The organism is Kribbella monticola (assembly GCF_003261635.1).
In the GTDB taxonomy this organism is placed as follows: domain Bacteria; phylum Actinomycetota; class Actinomycetes; order Propionibacteriales; family Kribbellaceae; genus Kribbella; species Kribbella monticola.
Genome location: NZ_QFXK01000009.1, coordinates 398,778 through 419,732, shown reverse-complemented (window position 1 = coordinate 419,732; position 20,955 = coordinate 398,778). Strand labels below are relative to the sequence as shown.

The window sequence follows — 20,955 nt, the reverse complement described above, 5'->3', positions numbered from 1 at the left end:
GATGGAGTGGATGAAGGCGGTCCAGCGGCTCCGCGAGCAGCGGCGTCCCGGCGTACTGGTGACGGTGATGTCGGTTCGTGGTCATGCGCCGCGCGAGGCGGGAGCCAAGATGGTGGTGGCCGCCGATCAGGTCTGGGCCACCGTCGGCGGTGGCAACCTGGAGTCGGTCGCGATCGAGCGTTCGCGGTCGTTGCTCGCTGCCGGAGCCGCCGAGCCGGAGGTGCTCGACTTCGCGTTGTCCGACAAAGCGCCGTACCAGCACGGGGTTCAGTGCTGCGGTGGCGAGGTGAAGCTCTTGCTGGAACCGCTGCCCGTGGTGCCGTCGGTCGCGATCTTCGGTGTCGGCCATGTCGGCCTGGAGCTCGCGCGGATTCTCGCCCGGCACGACCTCGAGCTGCACCTGGTCGACTCGCGACCGGACCAGCTCACACCCGAGCGACTGTCGGTGCTCGACGACGCCGTGGCGGGCATCCACGTGCACCACGTGCCGGTGCTCCCGGAACTGGTGATCGCCGAGCTGCCGCCGGGCACGCACGCGCTGGTGATGACCCACGACCATGCGGAGGACGCCGCCTTGTGCGACGCCACCCTGCGCAACGGGCAGCTGGCCACGATCGGGTTGATCGGGTCCAGCGCCAAGTGGTCCCGATTCCGCCGCAAGCTCGCCGAGGACGGCCACTCGTCCGAGGCGATCGACACCATCGTCACCCCGATCGGGCTGCCCGATCTGCCCGGCAAGGAGCCGGCCGTCATCGCGGTCAGCGTGGCCGCCCGGCTCCTCCAACTGTTCGTTGCCGAGCGCAACTCCGCGCCGGCTCCTAGTGAGGCAACAACATGACCCTGTTCAGAGGCACGTTCCTCGACACCCCGGACAATCCCTTCACCGGTGGCAGCCTGCGGGTCGCCACCGACGCCGGCCTGCTGGTCCAGGACGGTGTGATCGTTGCCCGGGGCCCGTTCGCGGAGATCCGTGCCGCCCACCCGGCCGAGCACATCGTCGATCTGACCGGCGGTCTGGTGCTGCCCGGGTTCGTCGACACCCACGTGCACTTCCCGCAGATCCGGGCGGTCGGCGGGATGGGGATGCCGCTACTGGAATGGCTCGACAAGTACGCGCTGCCCGAGGAGGCGCGGATGGCCGACGCGGCGTACGCCTCCAGCGTTGCCGACGAGTTCGTCCGCGGCCTGGCAGCAGCCGGAACGACGAGCGCGTTGGTCTTCGGAGCTCACTACGCCGCCGCGGTCGACACGCTCTTCGCCGCAGCGTCCCGGGTGGGTCTGCGGATCACCAGCGGACTCGTCGTCAGCGACCGGATCATCCGCGACGATCTGCTCACCACACCGCAACGCGCGTACGACGAATCGGTCGCGCTCGCCTCCCGCTGGCACGGCGTAGGCCGCAACCGGTACGCCGTGACGCCCCGGTTCTCCTTGTCCTGCACGGACGAGCTGCTCGCTTCCTGCCAGACCGTGCTGGAAGAGATCCCAGGCGCGCTGTTCACCTCGCACCTCAACGAGAACGAGGCCGAGATCGCGACCGTCGCCGAACTGTTCGCAGGCAGCGACTACGTCAGCACGTACGAACGACACGGGCTCGTCGACGACCGCAGCGTGTTCGCGCACAACGTGCACCCGACCGATGTCGAGCTCAAGCTGCTCGCTGAGAACGGGGCGACGGTCGCGCACTGCCCGACGAGCAACGCAGTACTGGGCAGCGGGTTGTTCCCGCTCGGGAGGCATCTCGACCACGGCGTACGGGTCGCGCTCGGTTCGGACGTAGGCGCCGGCACCGGATTCTCCTTGCTGAAGGAGGGATTGCAGGCGTACTTCTGCCAGCAACTGCTCGGGGATCACGGTCATCCGCTCAGCTCCGCCCACCTGCTGCACCTTGCGACGGCGGCCGGCGCCGAGGCGCTCGGGCTGAGCGACGTCGGGGATCTGAGCGTCGGCAAGCGGTTCGACGCGCAGTTGCTGCGGCCGGCCGAGGGTTCGCCGCTGGCGGTAGGGATCGAGCATGCCGCCGACGCCGAGGACACCCTGGCGCGCGTCTTCACGCTCGGGACGCCGGCCGACATCCGGGCCGTCTGGATCGACGGCCAACTGCTGGACGACTCCTCCGGAAAGGTGTGATCGGTGGACCTGCAGGAATTCAACTCCTCCCCGCCCGACCGGCTGCGGCCGCTGCTGGCCGCCTGCTGCGACGTACCCCGCTGGGTCGATCGCGTCCTCGCGGGGCGCCCGTACGACGACCTCGCGGCGATCACCGAAGTCGCCGATCGAGCCGCACGCGACCTTGACGACAGCGAAGTCGCGCAGGCACTCGCGGCTCACCCGCGGATCGGCGATCGCGCCGACGGCGAGAGCACGGAGGCTGCATGGTCGCGCAAGGAGCAGTCCGGTGTCGGCGACGATCCGGGAATCCGGGCAGCACTGGCGGCCGGGAACCGCGAGTACGAACAGCGCTTCGGCCGGGTCTTCCTGATCTGCGCCACCGGCCTGTCCGCCGAGGAGATGCTCGCCGACCTGCGCCACCGCCTGACCAACGACGAGCCCACCGAGGCGCACGTCGTACGGGACGAACTCCGCAAGATCGCCGTTCTGCGCCTGGAGAAACTCATTGCCCTCAGCAAGGAGATCCCCGCATGAGCACCGTCACCACCCACGTCCTCGACACCGCCCAAGGCCACCCCGCCGAAGGCATCCCCGTCCAGTTGCAGACAGCAGACTCTGCTGTGGTTGGAAAAAGTACGACGGATGCTGACGGCCGGGTCAGTGAATTCGGCTCGACTCAGTTGGTGCCCGGTGTCTATCAGCTTCGCTTCGACGTCGCCGCCTACGCGCGAGCTACCGGTCAAGAGTTCTTCTTTCCTGAGGTGACGGTCACGTTCACGATCACCGACGAGCGGCACTACCACGTCCCCTTGCTGCTCAGCCCGTTCGCCTATTCCACCTATCGAGGGAGCTGATCGCGATGGCGATCCACCTGGGAGCCAACCAGTACGGCAAGGCCGAGAGCCGCGTCGTCCGCATCTACCGAGACACCCCGCGGCACCAGATCCGCGACCTGAACGTCTCCTCCGCGCTCCGCGGCCGGTTCGAGAACGCGCACACGACCGGCGACCAGTCCGACGTGCTGCCGACCGACACCCAGAAGAACACCGCGTTCGCCTTCGCCAAGGAGAAGGGCGTCGGTGCGATCGAGGAGTTCGCGCTCACTCTCGGCGACCATTTCCTGCAGGCCTCCCCCGCCGCCGACGGCGCGCGGATCGAGATCGAGGAGTACCCGTGGGAACGGATCTCCGTCGACGGCGCCGGCCACGACCACTCGTTCGTCCGCAGCGGCGCCGGCATCCGCACGACGGTGGTCAACGTCGAAGGCCGCGGCGACGACCGTACGGCGTACGTCGTGTCGGGCATCCGCGATCTCACCGTGCTCAAGTCCACCGGCTCGGAGTTTCACGGCTTCCTCAAGGACAAGTACACGACGCTGCCGGAGACCAACGATCGCATCCTCGCGACCTCGCTGGTCGCGCGCTGGCGCTACGACCACACCGACGTCGACTGGGACAAGTCGTACGACGAGATCAAGGGCCTGCTGCTCGAACAGTTCGCCAAGATCCACAGCCTCGCGCTCCAGCAGAGCCTGTACGGGATGGGCGAGGCGGTCCTCGAACGGCACCCCGAGGTCGCCGAGATCAAGTTCTCCGCGCCGAACAAGCACCACTTCCTGGTCGACCTGTCGCCGTTCGACGTGGAGAACCCGGGCGAGGTGTTCATCGCGGCCGACCGTCCGTACGGGTTGATCGAGGCAACCGTCGTGCGCGACGACGCCAGCGACGCCGGGTCGGCCTGGCACGCCGTGCCGGGGTTCTGTTGATCGTCATCGAGTCGGCGGCGGTGGTCACGCTCGACCGCGAGCGGCGCGAGCTGACCACCGGCCATGTCGTTGTCGACGGCAACCGGATCGTTGCCGTCGACCCCGGTCCGGCACCGTCGTCCTTCCTGCGAAGCGGCGCGCGGGTCGTGGACGGACGGGGCTGTCTCGTCACCCCCGGCTTCGTCAACACCCATCAGCATCTCTATCAGTGGGTGACTCGCGGGCTCGCCACGGATGCCACCCTGTTCGGCTGGCTGACGACGCTGTACCCCGTGTGGGCTCGCATCGACGAGGAATCCGTTCACGTCGCGGCCCAGGGCGCGCTCGCGCAACTCGCGCGGACCGGCTGCACGACTGCCTCCGATCACCACTACGTGTTCCCCGACGGCGACCTGCTCGAAGCGGAGATCCTTGCCGCACGAGAGGTCGGGCTGCGGTTCCACCCGGCGCGGGGATCGATGGATCTGAGCGAGAAGGACGGCGGATTGCCGCCGGACTCGGTGGTGCAGGACCGCGACGAGATCCTGCTCGCCACCGAAGCTGCGATCGATCGCTGGCACGATCCTTCGCCGGAGTCGATGCTGCAGCTCGTGGTCGCACCCTGTTCGCCGTTCAGCGTCACCGGCGAGCTGATGCGGGAAGCCGCGGAACTCGCCCGGCGCAAGGGCGTCCGGCTGCACACGCACCTGGCCGAGACGACCGACGAGGCCGATTGGTGTGACGACAAGTTCGGCTGTACGCCGTCGGAGTACGCCGCGGATCTCGGCTGGACCGGTCCGGACGTCTGGTTCGCGCACGGCATCCACTTCGACGACGCCGAGATCAAGCGGCTCGGGCAGACGACCACTGGCGTCGCACACTGTCCGAGCTCCAATGCTCGGCTGGGCGCCGGGATCGCTCGAGTTGCAGATCTTCGGGCGGCCGGTTGCCCGGTCGGGCTCGGAGTGGACGGTGCCGCGAGCAACGAAGCCGGCAGTCTGCTCGAAGAACTGCGGCACGCGCTGCTCTTCGCCCGCGCCCGAGGCGGCCCGCAGGCGCTCGGCGTACGGGACGTCCTGGAGATGGCGACCCTCGACGGCGCCCGCATCCTCGGCCGCGAGAACGAGATCGGCTCGCTCGAGGTAGGCAAACTCGCCGACCTCGCCGTCTGGCGCCTGGACACCCTCCCCCACGCCGGCATCCCCGACCCGGTAGCCGCCCTGATCCTGGGCACCCCGCCCCCACTGGAACTCCTCCTCGTCAACGGCCGCCCAGTCGTCGAACACGACACGGTCACCACCATCGACGAGCCCACCATCGCCCGCCAGGTCGCCCACACCCAGCGCCGCCTTACCGCAACCACCTGACCCACTTCCACCCGCAGCCGCCCTGCCCCCACCCGGCCAAGGCGGCTGCTCCCACGCCCGCGACCCCCACCCGCCACAAAGAGGGGATGACTCCTCGTGGTGGGGTTACCCCACCACGAGAAGTGGACCCCACCGCCGGACGGCTCCGATGCCGGCCGGGGGGTGGGGCGGGGTGACAGAGGACCGGCCGGGTGACGGAGGGGCGGCGGGGCGGGGCGGCGTCGGTTAGGGGCGGAGGGGGCGGCGGGCGAGTTTGGCCAAGGTGGGGGTGTCTATGCCGATGAGGTCGTGCAGTTCGGTGTGGTCGAGGGCGCCGCAGTCGAGGGCTCGGAGGAGGTAGCCGGCCAGGGCTGCTGCGGTGGCGGGTTCGTCCAGGTAGCCGGAGTCGCCGCCGTCGACGTACGCGCGCAGTCTTGCGGCGGCAGACATGAGGCCCTCGCGGTAGAAGAGGTAGGTGGCGACGTAGCGGCTCGGGAGCTGGGCGGGGTGCATGTCCCAGCCCTGGTAGATGCCGCGCGCGAGCGAGCGGCGTACCAGCCGCAGGTGAAGCCGCCAGGCAGCGTGCACCGCTGAGCGATCGCCGATCGGGAGGACATTGGTCGAGCCGTCGCAGACGAAGACGCCCGTACCTGCCGCGGCCAGTTGCATCACGTCCTTGGCATGATCGGCGACCGGATGCTCCATGCTCTGGTACGCCGCTGCGACGCCGAGCGAAGCCGAGTAGTCATAGGTGCCGTAGTGCAGCCCGGTCACCCGGCCCGCGCCGGCCCGGATCATCCGGCCCAGCGGCGTCGTCCCGTCCGCGCCGAGAATCGCCTGCGGCGTCTCCACCTGGATCTCGAACTTGAGCGAACCCGCCGGCACCCCATGAGCTTTCTCGATCGAGTCGAGCACGAGCACCATCGCCTCGATCTGCTCCACCGACGTAACTTTGGCGAGCGTGATGACGAATCCGTCCGTCAATGCACCGGCACCAGCCAATTCACCGACGAACAAGTCGAGCGTCCGCACACCGCGCCGGCGACTGGGCGCCTCGAGCGACTTGATCCGAAGCCCGTGGTACGGCGGAGCTTCGGCAGTCTTCACCAGGTCCGCCAGGGCTCGCGCCGCGTCGACTGCCGCAGCGTCCTCCTGCTCGTCCGGCCTGGTCCCGTAGCCGTCCTCGAAGTCGATCCGCAGATCCTCGATCGGCTCGCTCTCCAGCTTCGCGTGCACCCGTTCGTAGACCTCGTCGGCCAGCTCCGGGGGCAACTCCAGCGCCTCGGCGAGCTCCGTCGGCGAGCCGCCATGTGTGCTGAGCGCGGCACGAGCTGCCGTGGCCCACTCACCGACCGTGCCGGCGTGGAACTTGTCGGCCGGCACATAGACGGTATGGACGGGTTGCCGGACGCCCCGGTCTCCCGGGTACAGCGTGGCGAGCTCGGTGTCGGCTTCGGCGAGCCGCCGATCCAGTTCGGCAAGGAGTGCATCTTCCACGGCGGACCGCACCTCATATCCTCGGGATTTCGTAATGCGGATACTAGTATCTGTATTACGGAAGTCGCAAGCATTCGCGCTTCCACTATCTGAGGGTAAACTTCCGTGATCCGGAAGCCTCGAGGACAAGGTGGACCACAGTGACCGAAGAGACCGGCAGCAAGAGTCGCTCCGGCAGCGTGCAGTCCATCGAGCGCGCGTTCGGGCTGCTCGAGGTGATGGCCGACGCCGGCGGGATGCTGGGGCTGTCCCAGTTGGCCACCGCGTCCGGACTGCCGTTGCCGACGATCCACCGGCTGGTCCGCACGCTCGTCGACCTCGGATACCTGCGGCAGGAGCCCTCTCGGCAGTACGTTCTCGGGCCGAAGTTGGTGCGGCTGGGTGAGAGTTCCTCGCGGATGCTGAGCGTCTGGGCCCGCCCGCACCTGGCGCATCTGGTCGACGAACTCGGCGAGTCGGCCAACATGGCGATGCTCGACGGCGACCAGATCGTGTACCTCGCGCAGGTCCCGTCGCGACACTCGATGCGGATGTTCACCGAGGTGGGGCGCCGCGTCCTCCCGCACTGTACGGCGGTCGGCAAGGCGATCTTCTCGCAGCTACCGGAGAGCGAGGTCCGCGAACTCCTCCAGCGCACCGGCATGCCCAAGCACACCGAGAACACGATCACCGATCCGGACGCGTTCATGACGCAGGTGCAGGGCACCCAGGAGCAGGGCTACGCCACCGACGAGGGAGAGCAGGAAGTCGGCGTCCGCTGCGTCGCCGTACCGGTGCCCGACGTACCGTCCCGGCTGGCCATCTCCATCTCAGGCCCAGCCGGCCGAATGACCGAAACCCTGGTCAGCCGCGCAGTCCCCCTCCTCACCGAGGCAGCCAAATCCCTCTCCGAAGACCTCCACTGACTTTCAGGCGGTTTCTTCTTCGTGGTCTTCTTCGGACCAGCGATCGAGAAGCCCCGCGATCCGGCCGATGACGTCGCGGGCGATGTCGTACTGCTCCGGACCGAACTCCTCGGCGAACCGGTCCTCGAGCTCGATCAGGCGCTCGCGGCCGTGTCCTGCGATCCAGCGGCCGTGCTCGGTGTAGGTGACGAGCTTGGCCCGCCGGTCCTCGGGATCCGGGCGCATCTCGAGAATGCCGAGGTCGACCATCTCGCGGATCACCTCCCCCATCGACTGCCGCGTCACCCCGGCCCGGACCGCCATGTCCGCGGCCCGCGAGCCGTTCTCGGACAGCGTCGAGAAGACGTAGTTGTGGGCAGCCTTCAGCTCCGGGTGACCACGCCGGTGCGCGGTCTGCACCATGTCGGCCTGCAGCGCGCGGTTCGCCCGGTCCATCAGCGCGACCAGCGGCTTGCGGCCGAGCCTGGGAAGCTCACCCCTTGACATCTTGTAAGGATTCCTTCCATTATTTCGACAGGAAACCTTACGGTATCAGGGGGAACGATGGACACCAAGGAGCAACCCCGGCTGGTCACCGGCCTCTTCACCCGAGCCCGTCACCGCACCACCCGGGTAGCGATCGAACAGGAGTTCATCACCACCGACACCAGCGGCCTCCCCGGCCCCATCGACCTGGTACGCCGGACTGCCGGAACCCCCACCACGACGCCGTCCCAGCCGGTACGCCGTCCAACCGGCGCACCCACCACCCCACCGACGCAGTCGGCCGGCGGGTCAACCAGCGCACCCATCACCCAGCCGGTCCGCCCTTCAACCGGAGCTGCGGCGTATTTGAGTTTCGAGCCCGGGGGGCAGGTCGAGTTGAGTTTGCCGTGTGTGGCCGGATCGGCGGCGATCACGCGTCTTCTCGGCGTTCTCACCGATGACCTCCGGCGGCACCTGGGCGCAGCCGGGATCCGCCTCGACGCGATCCCCTGCGACCCGCGCCAGAACGTCCCACTGCAGTTGACGACTCCGCGGTACGTCGCGATGCAAACCCACTTCGACACGATCGGCCCGGCCGGACGACGGATGATGCGCCGAACCGCGTCCACCCAGATCTGCCTGGACTGGTGGCCCGGAGACGCAGGCGCCGAACAGTGGCGAGTCCTCAATCTCGCCGCCCCGTTCCTGGCCGCCGCCTTCGCCAGAAGCGCCGGCCACGAAGGCAGACTCACCACCTGGCTGAACGTCGACCCCGACCGGACAGGCTTCGACAACCGCCTGCTGCCCGACCACCCCAGCACTTCCCCGATCCCGGCCTACATCGCCTTCGCCGCCCACGCGACCCCTTTCACCGACGGACCAGCCGAGCACTTGAGCACCCTCTTCCCACCCGTCCGCCCGCGCACCACCTACCTGGAAGTCCGCTTCCTCGACGCCCAGGAACCCACCGCAGTCGCACCAGTCGTCACGGCTCTGGCAAACCTGATGTACGACGACGACCTCCGCCGCCGTACGCTCCGGGCACTGGAGCCCGAACTCCCCCACCTGGCCGACCACTGGCGCGCAGCAGCCGCCGGCGACCCAGGCATCGCAAGCCGCGGCCGCGAACTCGCGCAGCTCCCGAATCTGGAGCTCGTCGCATGAACGCCGTGCTGTTCGTCACCGACCCGCTCGGCGGTTTGCGGGCCGACGTCGACGCCAGTATCGGCCTGATGAGCGCTACCCAAGACCTAGGCCTAGAGGTCTGGTGCTGTGAACCGAGCGACCTGGCGGTTGCCGACGGCAACGTTCTCGTCCACGCTCGCCGGATCCGCCTCCGTCCGCGGCACTGCGCGGCCGGCGATCATCGCTGGGTGGTCGACCCGATCTGGTGGGACGAAGCCGACCGGACCGTTGTCGACGCGGCCCGCTTCGACCTGGTGCACCTGCGCATCGATCCGCCGGTCGACCAGCGGTACCTGCACACGACGTACCTGCTGGATCTGGTCGAGGCAGCGGGCACCCGCGTGGTCAACCGGCCGGAGGGTGTCCGGGCGATGCACGAGAAGCTGATCGCGCTGCGGTTCCCGGAGCTCTGCCCACCGACGTACGTAGGCGCCGGGCTGTCCGGTCTGCGCGACTTCGTGGCCAGAGTTGGTACTGCGGTGGTCAAGCCGGTCGACGGTTTCGCGGGGCTCGACGTCTGGCTGATCGGCGACGACCACGCGGCCACCGCGTTGCTGGAGTCGGCCACTCACGGCGGCCGTCGTCAGGTGATCGCCCAGCAGTACCTCCCCGCTGTCGAGCACGGCAACAAGCGGCTGTTCCTGCTCGACGGCGACATCGTCGGCGCGGTACTGCGTCGCCCGTCGGCCGACGACTTCCGCATCGGACCGCCGGTCGCGGTCGCCGGGATCGACGACGCCGATCAGGCGATCGTCGCCGCCCTCCGGCCGCACCTGCGCCGGCACGGTCTCGCGATCGCCGGCCTCGATGTCATCGGCGGCCGGCTGATCGAGGTCAACGTGACCTGTCCCGGCGGCATGCACAAGACCGATGCCCTGCTCGGCACCCAGCTCAGCCGAGCGATGGTGCGCAAGCTGACCGAATCGACCCTAGGAGTTCTGACATGAGTACCGTCACCATCATCTCCATCGCCTTGATGGGCATCCTGCTGTTCCTGCTCGGCGCCAACGTCACGCGGCACCGCGCGATCATCGGCTCGAAGGGCGGCAACCAACAACCGACCGATCCTGCCGACCGTTTGCTGATCGCGATCCGGGCGCACGGCAACGCCGCGGAGTACATCCCGACCATGATCGTCCTGGTGCTGGTCTGCTCCGCGCTGTCGGACAGCTGGTGGGTCGACGCGCTCGCCGTCGCCGCTTTGGTGGTGCGGACGGTGCACGCCGCCGGAATGCTCACGTCGAAGACCCTTGCCACGCACGGCCCCCTGCGCGACGTCGGCGCCCTGGGTACTTATCTGGTCGGCATCACGCTCGGTGTCACAGCCATCGCCGTCATGTGACCCCGTGTACGACCGGCGGCGTCGGGGCACGGGGAGGCATGACCGCCTACGGCTTCCACGCCTCTCATGAACAGGTCCCGCCCGCCGACCTGCTGCAAGCGGTGGTGCGCGCCGAGCAAGCGGGCTTCACGGCAGCGATGTGCTCGGACCACTTCAGCCCGTGGAGTGTGCGCCAGGGAGAGTCCGGCTTCGCCTGGTCGTGGCTCGGCGCCGCGCTGCAGGCGACCGGACTCCCGTTCGGCGTGGTCAACGCACCAGGTCAGCGGTACCACCCGGCGATCATCGCGCAGGCGATCGGCACGCTGGCTTCGATGTACCCCGGCCGCTTCTGGGCCGCCCTGGGAACCGGCGAAGCCAGCAACGAGCACATCACCGGCGGCCCATGGCCTCGCAAGGAGCTGCGCAACCAGCGCCTCGAGGAGTCGGTCCAGGTGATCCGGAAGCTCTTGCAGGGCGACGAAGTGAGCCACGAAGGACTCGTGACTGTCGACCGCGCCCGGCTGTGGACCCTGCCGACCGAGCCACCCCCACTCCTCGCCGCCGCGGTCTCCACCAGTACGGCGAAGTGGTGCGCCGGCTGGGCCGACGGGCTGATCACCGTCGCCGCCGAGGAAGACCACCTACGTCAGATGATCTCGGCGTACAAGGAGAACGGTGGACGCGGGAAGGTCTGCCTGCAGGTCCATCTGAGCTACGCCGACGACGAGGACCGCGCCCTCCGGATCGCCCACGACCAATGGCGGACCAACGTCTTCGCGCCGCCGCTGTGCTGGGACGTCGACTCGGCCGAAGCGTTCGACCAGGCGGCCGAGCACGTGCCGCCGGAGGCGATGCGGCAGGCGGTACGGGTGTCGTCCGAGCCGGCCCAGCACGCCGAGTGGCTGAACGCGTACGCCGGCCTCGGCTTCGACGCGATCTTTCTGCACCACGTCGGGCGCGAGCAGTCGGAGTTCATCGACGTGTTCGGCGAGAAGGTCCTCCCCCAACTGGAAGTGAGCGCACTGTGAGGCTGACCGAGACTGCTGACCTGTGGTGGAAGAACGCTGTCATCTACTGCCTGGACATCGAGACGTTCTTCGACACCGACGGCGACGGCCGTGGTGACATCCGCGGCCTGTCGCAGCGGATCGACTACCTGGCCGAGCTCGGGGTCACCTGTTTGTGGCTGATGCCGTTCTACCCGACGCCGGACCGCGACGACGGTTACGACATCACCGACTTCTACGGCGTCGACTCGCGACTGGGCACCCACGGCGACCTGGTCGAGCTGATCACGCTGGCCCAGGACCGCGGCATCCGGGTGATCGCCGACCTGGTGGTGAACCACACCTCCGACCAGCACCCGTGGTTCCAGAGCGCGCGTGCGTCGCGGCAGTCGCCGTACCGGGACTGGTACGTCTGGCGCGACGAGCCGCCGGCGGACGCCGACAAGGGCATCGTGTTCCCGGACAAGGAGACCAGCCTGTGGCAGTACGACGAACAGGCCGGCCAGTACTACCTGCACCAGTTCTACAAGCAGCAGCCCGATCTCGACATCGCGAACCCGGCGGTCCGCGACGAGATCCTCAAGATCATCGGGTTCTGGATGCAGCTCGGACTGTCGGGGTTCCGGGTCGACGCGGTGCCGTTCCTGCTGGACACCAAGGGCGCGCAGGACGCCGGCCGGTTGCCGAGACCCCATGACTACCTGCGCGATCTGCGGGCCTTCCTCGGCCGGCGCGACGGCCAGGCGATGCTCCTCGGTGAGGTCAACCTGCCGTACAAGGACACCCGCAGGTTCTTCGGCGACGAGGACGGCGACGAGCTCACGATGTGCTTCGACTTCATCGGTATGCAGAAGCTCTATCTCTCGCTGGCCCGCTCCGAACCGGCCGAGCTGGTGAAGGCGCTGCGCGAACGGCCCGTGCCGCCGGAAGAAGCGCAGTGGGGAACCTTCGTCCGCAACCACGACGAACTCACCCTCGACAAGCTCACCGACGACGAGAAGCAGGAGGTCTTCGACGCCTTCGGACCCGACAAGAACATGCAGTTGTACGGCCGCGGGCTGCGCCGCCGGTTGCCGACCATGCTCGGCAACGACCAGGCCCGGCTCAAGATGGTCTACAGCCTGCTGTTCAGCATGCCCGGGACTCCGGTGCTGTTCTACGGCGAGGAGATCGGTATGGGCGAGAACCTGGAGATCGAAGGACGGAACGCGGTCCGGACGCCGATGCAATGGACCAAGGGCCTGAACGGTGGCTTCTCGGAGGCCGATCCGGACGAGCTGTTCCGGCCGATGGTCGAAGGGGAGCTGTCGGCGGAGTCGGTGAACGTCGCGGACCAGCGTCGCGACCCGGACTCGCTGTACAACTGGATCAAGTTGCTGATCCAGCGCTACCGGGAGAGCCCGGAGCTGTCCTGGGGCCAGTGCACGATCCTCGATCCGGGTGTCCCCTCGGTCTTCGCCCACCGGTCCGACTACGAGGACGGCACGGTCATCGCGCTGCACAACTTCGCCGCCGAGCCGACCGAGGTCAAGCTTGCGGTGGAAGGCGCAGCGGCCGGCCTGCGGGTCGCGGATCTCCTCAGCGGCAAGGTCACCGAGGTGGAGACCGACGGCACCCTCCGACACCCGGTCGGAGCCTACGGCTGCTGCTGGCTGCGCGTCCTGCACCCCGGCGATCGGTATCTGGTCTGAGGTGTTTGTGAGCCCGAGCGGCGGGCACCGGCAGGCCATGAACAAGATCGGATACTTCCTGTCCAGTGAGGAATACACGCCCGCGCAGTTGATCGAACAGGCGCGCCTGGCGGAGGAAGCCGGGTTCGACGCGTTGTGGATCAGCGACCACTACCACCCGTGGAACGACGAGCAGGGCCAGAGTGCGTTCGTGTGGTCGACGATCGGCGCCATCTCGCAGGTCTGCGAACTGCCCGTCACCACAGCCGTCACCTGTCCGACCGTGCGGATCCATCCGGCCGTGATCGCCCAGGCCGCGGCGACCAGCGCCGTACTGCTGAACGGCCGCTTCACGCTCGGGATCGGGACCGGTGAGGCCCTGAACGAGCACATCTTCGGCGACGCCTGGCCGACGGTCGACGTCCGGCTGGAGATGCTGGAAGAGGCCGTCGAGATCATCCGCCGGCTGTGGACCGAGGACGGTTTCGTCAGCCACCACGGCATGCACTATACCGTCGACAACGCCCGGATCTACACCCGGCCGGACTCGCCGGTGCCGATCTACATGTCCGGATTCGGGCCGGAGGCAACGGATGTGGCGGCGCGGATCGCGGACGGCTACATCACCACCTCAACGGACTCCGACCTGCTGAAGCGGTTCCGCGAGAACGGCGGCGGCGACAAGCCGACCCAGGTCGGCTTCAAGGTCAGCTACGCCCCGACCGAGGAGGAGGGCATCGAGCAGGCGCATCGGATCTGGGCCAACTCAGGGCTGCCCGGCGAGCTGTCGCAGGTGCTGCCCTCGCCGCGGCACTTCGAGCAGGCGAGCCAGCTCGTCACCAAGGAGCAGACCGCTCAGTCGGTGACCGGTGGTGCGAAGGCCGCCGATCACCTGAAGGCGTTCCAGCCGTACGTCGAGGCCGGCTTCGACGAGATCTACGTGGCCAACATGGGCCCGCACTCGATCGACATGATGAAGCTGTACCGCGAAGAGGTGCTCCCCGAGCTCCGCCGCGGCTGACCCCAGGAGCCGCTGAACCCCAGGAGAAGCATGTTCGAAGGATTCACCCTGGACCGGATCCAGGTCGGCGACGTCAGCCTGCGAGTCCGGTACGGCGGTTCGGGTCCGGCCGTGGTGTTGCTGCACGGGCACCCGCGGACGCACACCACGTGGTACCAGGTGGCGCCGGAACTGGCCCGGGACTACACCGTGGTCTGTCCGGACCTGCGCGGCTACGGCCAGTCGAGCAAACCGGCAGCGGACGACGAGCACACGCAGTACTCGAAGGCCGCCATGGCGGCGGACGTGGCGGGGCTGATGACCGCGCTCGGCCACGAGACGTACTCCGTGGTCGGCCACGATCGCGGCGCGCTGGTCGCCTTCAGGAGCGCGATGGACCATCCCGACCGGGTCAGCAAGCTGGTGGTGCTGGACGGGCTGCCGGTCGTCGAGCACCTGGAGCGCTGCAACGCCCGGTTCGCCACCGAGTGGTGGCACTGGTTCTTCTTCGCCCAGACCGCCAAACCCGCCGAGCGGGTGATCTGCGCGGATCCGGAGACCTGGTACAACGCCTGGACGCTCAACTCCCCCGACGCCCTCGGTCCGGAGAACCACGCCGACTTCCTGGCCGCCATCCGGGACCCGGCCACTGTGCACGGGATGGTCGAGGACTACCGGGCCGGACTCGGCATCGACCGGCGCACGGAAGAGGAGGACCGGGCGGCGGGCCGGCAGATCGAATGCCCGATGCTGATGCTCTGGTCGACCAAGGACGATCTCGAACAGCTGTACGGCGATCCGCTGGCCATCTGGCGGCCATGGTGCCCACACGTCATCGGACACGGCATCGACTCCACCCACCACGTCGCCGAACAGGCTCCCGGCGCGCTGGTCGACACCCTTCGCGGCTTCCTCTGAGCGTCTCGCCGTACCGGCGTGTCGCGCCCTGCCGACGACATTGTCGGAGCGGTGCACTACGTTGTAGCCGGATCACTCCGGAGATGAGGGTGCTCCTGGTGCTGACACCTGCCTGGAGCTTTCTATGCCCCCGCTTGACCCTGCCGCCGCCGACATCGCGGAGACGTTCGCGCGGCTCGCACTCGAGCTCCATGACGCCGACGGTGTCGAGGAGACCATCGACGCCGTCGTCCAGTTCGCCCTCCAGGCCCTGAGCTGCAGCTATGCCGGTGTCGCGCTCAACACGAGGGGCGCCAAGCCGCAGGTCGCAGCGGTGACCGACCCCGTGGTGGCCGATGTGTACGACCTGCAGCTCAACTCCTCGATCGGTCCGCTGGTGACCTCGTTGCGCGAGCGCAGGACCGTGCTGATCCGGGACACCGGCGCCGACGACCGCTGGCCCGAGTGGGCGGCGAAGGTGGCCGGCCTCGGGGTGCGCAGCGTGCTGGACGTCCCGCTGCTGACCGGCAACGACATGACCCGCGCGGTCGGCGTACTCGGTCTCTACAGCCCTTTTCCGGATGCGTTCAGCGAGGACGACGAGGCGATCGCGCACATCCTCGCGCGGCACGCCGCCGTCGCGGTCGCCTCGGCGCGACACGACGAGACCATGACGTCCGCGGTCGACGCCCGCAAACTCGTCGGCCAGGCGATGGGCATCCTGATGGAGCGGTTCGACGTCGACAGCGACCGGGCCTTCGCCATCCTGCGCCGCTACTCGCAGGACAACAACGTCAAGCTGCGCGACGTCGCCCAGCAGCTGATCGACACCCGTAAGCTGCCTCAGCACAGCTACGGCAGCTCAGCCGGGTAGCCAGCCCACCTTGCCGATCAGGTACGTCGCGCCCACCAGCGCGACAATGTCGATCAGCGTGTGCGCGGCCACCAACGGCATCACCCGGCCCCACCGGCGATACAGGTGGCAGAACAGCACCCCCATCACCACGTTCCCCGCGAAGCCACCAAGCCCTTGGTAGAGGTGGTACGACCCACGCAGTACGGCGCTTGCTGTCGTACGCCGGCGAAAGGACCAGCCCAGCTGCTCCAGTCGCCGGGTCAGGTAGCCGAGGACGATGACCTCCTCCAGTATCGCGTTCTGCGCCGCGACGGCGATCAGCACGGGCACCCGCCACCAGGTCCCGGGCAGTTGTGCGGGGTCGACGGCGAGATTCACCCCCGACGCGTGCGCGGCAAGGTAGAAGGCCAGGCCGGCGCCACCCACACAAGCAGCCACCGCCGCTCCACGTTCGAGATCCCGTACGGCGTCCCGTCGGTCGAACCCCAGAGTCCGCAGGGACTCACCGCCGCGCGCCAGCAGGTGCGCGACGAGCGCGACCGGGACCAGCGCGGTCACGATGGCGAAAACCTGCCAGGCAAGGTCGAGCCACGGCCGCCCCGGCGCACGCGAACCGACGATCACCGCCGTCTGATCACCGATCGGGTGGTGGGAGGTGAGCACGCCGGTGAAGGAGATCAGCGCCGAGACGGCCGATGCGCCGAGTGACAGCGCGAGGACCAGCCAGACCTCCTTCACCAGCACGCTGTCAGCTGTCGTCCGATCCAACGGCCCGGCACTGTCAGTGGAGCTGGTCACGCCTCAACTATCGCGCGTTCGTTCAACCGACTTGGAGCACGGGCGCGATGGTCTTGGTGCGCGCACCTTCATACGCGGCGAGCAGGATGCCCAGGACAGCGATCCCCTCCTCCTCGGTGTGCAGCGGTCGGGTCTTGCCGAGGAGTGAGTCGGCGAAGTGACCGATCTCGGCGACGAAGGTGTCGACCGGTTCCAGCTCGATGGTGGTGGTCTCACCGGAGCGCAGCCGAGTGGTGACGGAACTGCCGTCGCTGTGCAGAGCACCCAGTTCACCGACGACGGAGAAGCGCTCGGTGCTGGCGGCCGGCTGATAAGCCCAACTGGTCACCAGCTGACCGACGACGCCGTTGTCGAACCTGATCAGCACCTGCGCGGAGTCCTCGCCCTCCATGAACTTCAGCCGGTGCGTGGACAGCATCGCGGTCGCCTCGACCGGAGAGCCGCCGGCCAGGTGCAGCATCAGGTACGTCGGGTGGTACCCGGTGTCGATCAGCTCGCCACCACCGCTCGTCTTGGTGCTGGCGCGCCAGCCCATGTTCGCGGGGTCGAAGTCGTTGTAGAAGCTGTCGGTGGTCCGCACCTCGTACACAGTGCCCAGGGTGCCGGCGTCGAGCAGCTCCTTGGCCTTGGCGACGGCGGGCATGAAGAGCTGGTTGTGTGCGCACATCAACGTCACGCCGTTCGCGCTGACCGCCGTACGGACGGCCGCGGCCTCTTCCGCGGTGAGGCAGAGCGGTTTCTCGCACAGGATGTGCTTGCCTGCCTCGGCGGCGGCGACGATGGCGTCGCGGTGCAGGTGGTGCGGCAGGCAGATGTCGACGGCGTCGAGCTCCTCGGCTTCGAGCATCTGGCGATAGTCGCTGTACGGCGTAGCGCCGAGCTCGGTTCCGCGGGCAGCGGCCGTTTCCTGGACTGCGTCGGTCACCGCGGTAACGGCGATCTTGTCCGCGTGCTCGCGGTATCCCTTGATGTGCGCGGACGCGATTCCGCCGGCCCCGATCAGGCCGACCTTGAGCTGTGGCATGGCGGTCTCCTCGAAGATGGAGTCAGGCCGGCTGGCCGGCGTACGGGATTTTCCGGCCGGTGGCCGCGGCCTCGTTGGCGGCGACGACCATCCGGGTCAGTTCCACCGCCCGGGCGAGGTTGTCGTCGGCCCGGGTGCCATTGGTGATGTGGTCGACCCATTGACCGAAGGGATCCTGGCCGTGGTCGGGCACGGGGAGTTCCTTGCCGCCGACCCGTAGTACGTTGCCGTCGTCGGTGTAGGTGAGGCTGCCGGCGGTGCCGAAGAGCTCGATCGTGAACGGGTTCGGGCTGGCGAATCCGGCCTCGATCACGCCGATCTTCTGGTCGGCGTACCCGACCGTCACGACCGCGTTGTCCTCCAGGTCGCGGCCGGTCACCGACCGGTACGTCGCGCTGACGGTCTCCGCGTCCGCACCGAGGAAGAGCTGGATGAGGTAGACGGGGTGACAGCCGAGGTCGGTCAGCGCGCCACCGATGGCGGCTTCGGGCTCGAAGAACCGCCGCGGCAACCAGCCGTCCTCTCCCCCGTCCTTCGGGATGGCTCCGTCGTGCGAGAGCCGGACGCGACCGTAGGTGAGTTGCCCGAGCTCACCGCTGTCGAGCACCTCTTGGATCGCCTTGGTGTAACCGTGTGCGAGCCGTGGCAGCGAGACCACGAGCTTGACGTTGCCGGCGTCGGCGGCGGCGATGATCTCCTCCGCCTCCGCGACGGTCGGCGCGAGCAGCTTCTCGGTGAAGATGTGCTTGCCCGCGTTCGCCGCCTTGACCATCAGGTCGCGGTGCACGTTGGTCGCTGTGGTGATGATGACGCCGTCGAGGTCGTCACGACTCAGCAGAGCGTCGAGATCATCGACGTACGGTACGCCGAACTGGTCCGCGCCGGCCTGGCCGAGTGCGCTGTCGTCGTCCCACACGGCGACCAATTCCGTGCCGGGATGCTGCTCGGTCTGTTGTGCGTAGTCCTTCGCGTGAACGTGCCAGAACCCCAGGACCGCGAGCTTGAGCGGTTGCGACACAAGTTCCTCCTGACATAGTCGGACGACTCCATCCAACACCGGATGGCCGCCGGGCGACAGTTCACCGCGAGCCGCAACTGCTGGTAGTTATCTTTCGGCAGCAGGCCGGTCGGCACCTCCGATTGCCGGAGATGCCGACCGGGACAGGAACTACCAGGTGTGGGCGACGTCCACGACGATGCGACTGGTGTTGTTCGCGCCGGTGAGTGTGAACACCCGGAACGGGAGGCGGGCGCGGACGCCGAGGCCGATCGCGGTCTCACCTTCGAAGCTGCCGGCGTACGCGACCTGACGGAAGGTCCGGAAGCCGCTGACGTTGGTCAGTTCGTCACTGTTCGCCGGGTTGTAGGTGCTGTGGCCGGCGTCGTCGTACGTCGGCACGGACAGGATGATCTCCAGCTTGGCGCCACCGCGCAGTGGCACGAGCTCGCCTTGCCCGCTGGTGTAGACGTTCGGCACGTAGTGCACGCGGAACCAGGACGGCTTGCCACGGACGTCGAACACGATCCGGTCGAAGCAGTCGTGCCGGCCGGTCCGGACGTTCGTCAGCCGGCCGAGGCCGCGATAGGTACTTGCCTCAGGCAATGAACCCCACCGGGTGGAGCACGTGGTGTTGGCGTCCGCGACCGCCGGCACAGCGACCGCGGCTGCCGGGACGGCCGCGACAGCCAGGACGGCGAGAGCGGCTCGGAGAGGTCGGCGGATCGGTCTGCGGATGTGGTGGATCGACTTCATGATGTGTCCCCCCTTAGAGACACTTGGTAGATGCTCTCGGGGGGTCCGAAGTTGACATAACGCCACGGTGATTTCGGGTGGCCGCACGGACACGGATGGCGAACGGCGGAAAGAACGCGTCAGGAGCGGCGACGGAGGTTCAGTTCAGCGGCCACGGGGCTTACCGCGCCGCGCGGGCTGCCGTTTGGCAGGCTTGGCCGGCTGCTTCTTGGCCGACTGCTTCTTGGCCGACTGGTTCTTGGCGGACTGCTTCCTGGCCGGGGCCGCCTTCTTCTTCGGATCCGTCGTCGACGCGGGGGTTGCCGCCCCGCGCGTGCTGTTGACGCTGCGCCCGCGGACGATGCCGATGAACTGTTCCATCAGCTCGGTGGTCTCGGCCTCCGGCCAGGTCAGCGCGACCTGCGACTCGGGCGCGTCGGAGACCGGCCGATAGGTGAGGTCCTTGCGATGGTGCAACCGCGCCAGCGACTGCGGTACTACGAGGACGCCGGCGCCTGCCGCCACCAGCTCGATCGCGGCGGCCGTCGTCGCCGGCCGCTCGAACGCCGGTTCGCCCGGCAGTTCCGTCCAGCCCAAGGTGTCGTCGAGCGGATGCAGGACGAACTCGTCGGCCAGGTCCGCCACCGTCACCTCGTCGGCCGCGGTCACCAGGTGATCCTTCGGCACGACCACGACGGTCGTCTCCGTATAGAGAGGTATCGCGCTCAGCCCGGTCCGGTCGATCGGCAGCCGCACCAGCCCGGCGTCCGCCGTACCGGCCCGGACGACGTCGGCCGCTTCGGCGGCGGTCACGCCGATCAGGGTCAGCGCGACCCTGGGCAGCCGCTCGTTCCAGACCCGCACCCACTTGGTGGGCGTCACCCCAGGGACGTACGCGAGCCTGAAGGATGCCGGTCCGTCGGGAGCTGTCACCGGCTCAGGCTATCGGGCGTGGTCGGAGCCGGGGTGCGCGCTCGTTACCCTTGACCTCATGAGCCCGCAAAAGACGACCCAGACAATGAAGCCCGCGACCGCGGCGAAGAAGCTGGGCGTGTACCTCGAAGCCACCCCCGCGGAGTTCCAGGAGGGTGTCGTTTCGCGCGACGAGCTCAACTCCCTGCAGGCCGACCCGCCGGAGTGGCTGCGCGAACTGCGCCGTACCGGACCGCACCCGCGCCCGGTCGTCGCGGCGCGCCTCGGCGTCTCCATCTCCGGCCTCGCCCGCGGCGGCGTCACGGAAGCGTTGACCACCGAGCAGATCGAGGCCCTGCGGGAAGAGAACCCGGAGTGGCTCCAGCGCGAGCGCGAGACCCAGGCCGAAGTACAGAAGGAAGCCGAACGCATCAAGGCCGCGGCCGAATCGCGCCGCCGCAGCTGACGACCGCAGCTTCGTCGG

The 20,955-nt window shown here is 68.3% G+C and carries 23 protein-coding genes; 16 read left to right on the top strand and 7 right to left on the bottom strand.

The features are described 5' to 3' along the window. Window position 1: 1 nt before the first annotated feature. From xdhC to DIZ26_RS05535, 6 genes are read left to right on the top strand one after another with little or no spacing between them, the layout of a single operon-like run. A complete protein-coding gene (gene xdhC / locus DIZ26_RS05560; RefSeq protein ID WP_112238361.1) occupies window positions 2-838 on the top strand; it encodes a xanthine dehydrogenase accessory protein XdhC in 837 nt (278 codons plus the stop codon). Further along, window positions 835-2,130: a guanine deaminase gene (guaD, locus tag DIZ26_RS05555; protein ID WP_112238359.1), complete on the top strand. Its 1,296-nt coding sequence runs from the start codon at window positions 835-837 to the stop codon at window positions 2,128-2,130. The genes xdhC and guaD overlap by 4 nt, the downstream gene beginning before the upstream one ends. 3 nt (window positions 2,131-2,133) lie before the next feature. Further along, a complete protein-coding gene (gene uraD / locus DIZ26_RS05550) occupies window positions 2,134-2,646 on the top strand; it encodes a 2-oxo-4-hydroxy-4-carboxy-5-ureidoimidazoline decarboxylase (protein WP_112238357.1) in 513 nt (170 codons plus the stop codon). Further along, entirely contained in the window at window positions 2,643-2,966 is a 324-nt protein-coding gene (gene uraH / locus DIZ26_RS05545) for a hydroxyisourate hydrolase (RefSeq protein WP_112238355.1), read from the top strand. The genes uraD and uraH overlap by 4 nt, the downstream gene beginning before the upstream one ends. Window positions 2,967-2,971: 5 nt before the next feature. After that, window positions 2,972-3,877: a factor-independent urate hydroxylase gene (gene pucL, locus DIZ26_RS05540; RefSeq protein WP_112238353.1), complete on the top strand. Its 906-nt coding sequence runs from the start codon at window positions 2,972-2,974 to the stop codon at window positions 3,875-3,877. Then, window positions 3,874-5,223, top strand: a complete 1,350-nt coding sequence (locus DIZ26_RS05535; RefSeq protein ID WP_112238351.1) for an 8-oxoguanine deaminase — start codon at window positions 3,874-3,876, stop codon at window positions 5,221-5,223. The genes pucL and DIZ26_RS05535 overlap by 4 nt, the downstream gene beginning before the upstream one ends. 225 nt (window positions 5,224-5,448) lie before the next feature. On the opposite strand, the gene DIZ26_RS05530 is transcribed toward DIZ26_RS05535, so the two are convergent. Continuing rightward, entirely contained in the window at window positions 5,449-6,699 is a 1,251-nt protein-coding gene (locus DIZ26_RS05530; protein WP_112238614.1) for a DUF6986 family protein, read from the bottom strand. Between the two features lie 140 nt (window positions 6,700-6,839). Here DIZ26_RS05530 and DIZ26_RS05525 point away from each other — a divergent pair, with 140 nt between their 5' ends. After that, window positions 6,840-7,604 (top strand): IclR family transcriptional regulator, encoded by a 765-nt coding sequence (locus tag DIZ26_RS05525; protein WP_112238349.1) that lies wholly within the window; start codon window positions 6,840-6,842, stop codon window positions 7,602-7,604. Window positions 7,605-7,607: 3 nt separating this feature from the next. Here DIZ26_RS05525 and DIZ26_RS05520 read toward each other — a convergent pair whose 3' ends face one another. Beyond that, a complete protein-coding gene (locus tag DIZ26_RS05520; protein WP_112238347.1) occupies window positions 7,608-8,090 on the bottom strand; it encodes a MarR family winged helix-turn-helix transcriptional regulator in 483 nt (160 codons plus the stop codon). Window positions 8,091-8,147: 57 nt separating this feature from the next. Here DIZ26_RS05520 and DIZ26_RS05515 point away from each other — a divergent pair, with 57 nt between their 5' ends. From DIZ26_RS05515 to DIZ26_RS05480, 8 genes are all read left to right on the top strand, one after another. Then, on the top strand, window positions 8,148-9,233 hold the full coding sequence (locus DIZ26_RS05515) for a glutamate-cysteine ligase family protein (protein ID WP_112238345.1): 1,086 nt from the start codon (window positions 8,148-8,150) through the stop codon (window positions 9,231-9,233). Next, the gene (locus DIZ26_RS05510; protein WP_112238343.1) at window positions 9,230-10,201 is read left to right on the top strand and encodes an ATP-grasp domain-containing protein; all 972 of its coding nucleotides are present in this window, start codon (window positions 9,230-9,232) and stop codon (window positions 10,199-10,201) included. Before DIZ26_RS05515 ends, DIZ26_RS05510 begins: the two co-directional genes overlap by 4 nt. Next, window positions 10,198-10,596: an MAPEG family protein gene (locus tag DIZ26_RS05505; RefSeq protein ID WP_112238341.1), complete on the top strand. Its 399-nt coding sequence runs from the start codon at window positions 10,198-10,200 to the stop codon at window positions 10,594-10,596. Before DIZ26_RS05510 ends, DIZ26_RS05505 begins: the two co-directional genes overlap by 4 nt. A 38-nt stretch (window positions 10,597-10,634) precedes the next feature. Next, window positions 10,635-11,603: a TIGR03885 family FMN-dependent LLM class oxidoreductase gene (locus DIZ26_RS05500; RefSeq protein ID WP_112238339.1), complete on the top strand. Its 969-nt coding sequence runs from the start codon at window positions 10,635-10,637 to the stop codon at window positions 11,601-11,603. Then, window positions 11,600-13,273 carry an alpha-amylase family protein gene (locus DIZ26_RS05495; RefSeq protein ID WP_112238337.1) on the top strand — a complete coding sequence of 558 codons (1,674 nt, stop codon included), beginning with the start codon at window positions 11,600-11,602 and terminating at the stop codon, window positions 13,271-13,273. Before DIZ26_RS05500 ends, DIZ26_RS05495 begins: the two co-directional genes overlap by 4 nt. A gap of 37 nt (window positions 13,274-13,310) precedes the next feature. Continuing rightward, complete coding sequence (locus tag DIZ26_RS05490; protein WP_112238335.1) at window positions 13,311-14,273, top strand: TIGR03557 family F420-dependent LLM class oxidoreductase; 963 nt, start codon at window positions 13,311-13,313, stop codon at window positions 14,271-14,273. Between the two features lie 30 nt (window positions 14,274-14,303). Beyond that, window positions 14,304-15,170 carry an alpha/beta fold hydrolase gene (locus tag DIZ26_RS05485; protein WP_112238333.1) on the top strand — a complete coding sequence of 289 codons (867 nt, stop codon included), beginning with the start codon at window positions 14,304-14,306 and terminating at the stop codon, window positions 15,168-15,170. A 124-nt stretch (window positions 15,171-15,294) separates the two neighbouring features. Beyond that, entirely contained in the window at window positions 15,295-16,023 is a 729-nt protein-coding gene (locus DIZ26_RS05480) for a GAF and ANTAR domain-containing protein (protein WP_112238331.1), read from the top strand. On the opposite strand, the gene DIZ26_RS05475 is transcribed toward DIZ26_RS05480, so the two are convergent. The 5 genes from DIZ26_RS05475 to DIZ26_RS05455 form a co-directional block, all read right to left on the bottom strand. Beyond that, the gene (locus tag DIZ26_RS05475) at window positions 16,012-16,803 is read right to left on the bottom strand and encodes a CPBP family intramembrane glutamic endopeptidase (RefSeq protein WP_112238329.1); all 792 of its coding nucleotides are present in this window, start codon (window positions 16,801-16,803) and stop codon (window positions 16,012-16,014) included. The genes DIZ26_RS05480 and DIZ26_RS05475 overlap by 12 nt on opposite strands. Before the next feature lie 22 nt (window positions 16,804-16,825). After that, window positions 16,826-17,827, bottom strand: a complete 1,002-nt coding sequence (locus tag DIZ26_RS05470; protein ID WP_112238327.1) for a Gfo/Idh/MocA family protein — start codon at window positions 17,825-17,827, stop codon at window positions 16,826-16,828. A gap of 22 nt (window positions 17,828-17,849) precedes the next feature. Then, the gene (locus DIZ26_RS05465) at window positions 17,850-18,845 is read right to left on the bottom strand and encodes a Gfo/Idh/MocA family protein (RefSeq protein ID WP_112238325.1); all 996 of its coding nucleotides are present in this window, start codon (window positions 18,843-18,845) and stop codon (window positions 17,850-17,852) included. Between the two features lie 150 nt (window positions 18,846-18,995). Next, window positions 18,996-19,580: an AMIN-like domain-containing (lipo)protein gene (locus DIZ26_RS05460; protein ID WP_198675909.1), complete on the bottom strand. Its 585-nt coding sequence runs from the start codon at window positions 19,578-19,580 to the stop codon at window positions 18,996-18,998. Between the two features lie 144 nt (window positions 19,581-19,724). Then, window positions 19,725-20,492 (bottom strand): LysR family substrate-binding domain-containing protein, encoded by a 768-nt coding sequence (locus DIZ26_RS05455; protein WP_112238323.1) that lies wholly within the window; start codon window positions 20,490-20,492, stop codon window positions 19,725-19,727. A 58-nt stretch (window positions 20,493-20,550) separates the two neighbouring features. Here DIZ26_RS05455 and DIZ26_RS05450 point away from each other — a divergent pair, with 58 nt between their 5' ends. Next, window positions 20,551-20,937 carry a DUF5997 family protein gene (locus DIZ26_RS05450; RefSeq protein ID WP_112238321.1) on the top strand — a complete coding sequence of 129 codons (387 nt, stop codon included), beginning with the start codon at window positions 20,551-20,553 and terminating at the stop codon, window positions 20,935-20,937. The last annotated feature ends 18 nt before the right edge of the window (window positions 20,938-20,955 follow it).

Excerpts from the sequence above, each read along its gene's own strand:
- xdhC (WP_112238361.1), top strand. The coding sequence starts at position 2 with ATGGAGTGGATGAAGGCGGTCCAGCGGCTCCGCGAGCAGCGGCGTCCC.
- guaD (WP_112238359.1), top strand. The coding sequence starts at position 835 with ATGACCCTGTTCAGAGGCACGTTCCTCGACACCCCGGACAATCCCTTC.
- uraH (WP_112238355.1), top strand. The coding sequence starts at position 2,643 with ATGAGCACCGTCACCACCCACGTCCTCGACACCGCCCAAGGCCACCCC.
- pucL (WP_112238353.1), top strand. The coding sequence starts at position 2,972 with ATGGCGATCCACCTGGGAGCCAACCAGTACGGCAAGGCCGAGAGCCGC.
- DIZ26_RS05520 (WP_112238347.1), bottom strand. The coding sequence starts at position 8,090 with ATGTCAAGGGGTGAGCTTCCCAGGCTCGGCCGCAAGCCGCTGGTCGCG.
- DIZ26_RS05515 (WP_112238345.1), top strand. The coding sequence starts at position 8,148 with ATGGACACCAAGGAGCAACCCCGGCTGGTCACCGGCCTCTTCACCCGA.
- DIZ26_RS05510 (WP_112238343.1), top strand. The coding sequence starts at position 9,230 with ATGAACGCCGTGCTGTTCGTCACCGACCCGCTCGGCGGTTTGCGGGCC.
- DIZ26_RS05505 (WP_112238341.1), top strand. The coding sequence starts at position 10,198 with ATGAGTACCGTCACCATCATCTCCATCGCCTTGATGGGCATCCTGCTG.
- DIZ26_RS05500 (WP_112238339.1), top strand. The coding sequence starts at position 10,635 with ATGACCGCCTACGGCTTCCACGCCTCTCATGAACAGGTCCCGCCCGCC.
- DIZ26_RS05490 (WP_112238335.1), top strand. The coding sequence starts at position 13,311 with ATGAACAAGATCGGATACTTCCTGTCCAGTGAGGAATACACGCCCGCG.
- DIZ26_RS05485 (WP_112238333.1), top strand. The coding sequence starts at position 14,304 with ATGTTCGAAGGATTCACCCTGGACCGGATCCAGGTCGGCGACGTCAGC.
- DIZ26_RS05480 (WP_112238331.1), top strand. The coding sequence starts at position 15,295 with ATGCCCCCGCTTGACCCTGCCGCCGCCGACATCGCGGAGACGTTCGCG.
- DIZ26_RS05470 (WP_112238327.1), bottom strand. The coding sequence starts at position 17,827 with ATGCCACAGCTCAAGGTCGGCCTGATCGGGGCCGGCGGAATCGCGTCC.
- DIZ26_RS05460 (WP_198675909.1), bottom strand. The coding sequence starts at position 19,580 with ATGAAGTCGATCCACCACATCCGCAGACCGATCCGCCGACCTCTCCGA.
- DIZ26_RS05450 (WP_112238321.1), top strand. The coding sequence starts at position 20,551 with ATGAGCCCGCAAAAGACGACCCAGACAATGAAGCCCGCGACCGCGGCG.